The organism is Bacillus litorisediminis (assembly GCF_022808645.1).
Lineage (GTDB): Bacteria > Bacillota > Bacilli > Bacillales > JC228 > Bacillus_BF > Bacillus_BF litorisediminis.
In genome coordinates this window covers 1-985 of record NZ_JAKZKT010000125.1, presented here as the reverse complement: position 1 = coordinate 985, position 985 = coordinate 1, and the positions used below count along the sequence as shown (strand labels likewise).

The window sequence follows — 985 nt, the reverse complement described above, 5'->3', positions numbered from 1 at the left end:
ATACCAAGATTGTGGCCTTATGATTTATCGGGAAGGACAACCCGTTCTTGCAGGGGCAAGCGGTGCAGGCTGTTCAGCAACGGTAGTTTATGGGCATTTATTAAACCGCATGAAAAATGGTGAATTTAAACGAATGTTAGTTGTGGCTACAGGTGCTTTGCTTTCACCGTTGTCCTTTCAGCAAAATGAAACAATTCCTTGTATCGCCCATGCAGTGTCAATTGAATACGGAGGTGAACAATTAACATGATCTATTTTTGGGCTTTTGTCGTAGGCGGTTTAATTTGTATCATTGGGCAAATTATGTTTGATGTATTTAAATTGACACCAGGTCATACCTTAAGTGCTCTTGTAGTGATTGGGGCGCTTTTAGATGGATTTGGACTATACGAGCCTTTGATTGATTTTGCTGGGGCAGGGGCTACCGTTCCGATTACAAGTTTTGGGAATTCGCTTGTTCATGGTGCGATGCAGGAAGCAGAAAAACATGGGTTAGTTGGTGTACTGACAGGAATGTTTGAAGTAACTAGTTCTGGTATTTCAGCTTCCATTGTTTTCGGCATGATAGGAGCTTTAATTTTTAAGCCAAAAGGATAAGGAGAATTAGGATGACAGTAGGATCAGATGTTAAACAGTGTTTTGCCAGTCTAAAAGGGGTAGAAGCAAGTCTCTCAAGTTTAGCATTACGGACTCTTGATGATGAATCGAAGCGAACTTTGCATGAGGCTATGATGGTAGTACACGAAGTAACAAAAGATTTAAAAAAAAGAGTAGGAGAACTAGAAGGAGAGGAACTTCAGTACAAAGGTTTCTAGAAAAACTATATTTACAGGGGGTATCAAGCAGTGCCTGAATGGTTAGATATAGCTTTACGGTCAGCATTATTTGTTGTGGTTTTATTTATCATTACAAAGTGGTTAGGGAAAAAGCAAATTTCTGAACTATCTTTCTTCGAATATGTCACCGGTATTTCAATTGGAAGTAT

The 985-nt window shown here is 39.4% G+C and carries 2 protein-coding genes and 1 pseudogene; all 3 read left to right on the top strand.

Annotated features, from left to right (window positions below; genetic code table 11):
- Positions 1-250 (top strand): annotated as a pseudogene (locus MLE14_RS22325) (stage V sporulation protein AD); the annotation flags it as partial.
- Positions 247-597 carry a stage V sporulation protein AE gene (gene spoVAE, locus MLE14_RS22320; RefSeq protein WP_009336484.1) on the top strand — a complete coding sequence of 117 codons (351 nt, stop codon included), beginning with the start codon at positions 247-249 and terminating at the stop codon, positions 595-597. The pseudogene MLE14_RS22325 and the gene spoVAE, both read left to right, overlap by 4 nt.
- An 11-nt stretch (positions 598-608) precedes the next feature.
- Complete coding sequence (locus tag MLE14_RS22315; protein WP_009336483.1) at positions 609-815, top strand: DUF1657 domain-containing protein; 207 nt, start codon at positions 609-611, stop codon at positions 813-815.
- Positions 816-985 lie beyond the last annotated feature (170 nt).

Bases quoted from the DNA above. Each gene is read 5' to 3' on its own strand.
- spoVAE (WP_009336484.1), top strand. From the start codon at position 247: ATGATCTATTTTTGGGCTTTTGTCGTAGGCGGTTTAATTTGTATCATT.
- MLE14_RS22315 (WP_009336483.1), top strand. From the start codon at position 609: ATGACAGTAGGATCAGATGTTAAACAGTGTTTTGCCAGTCTAAAAGGG.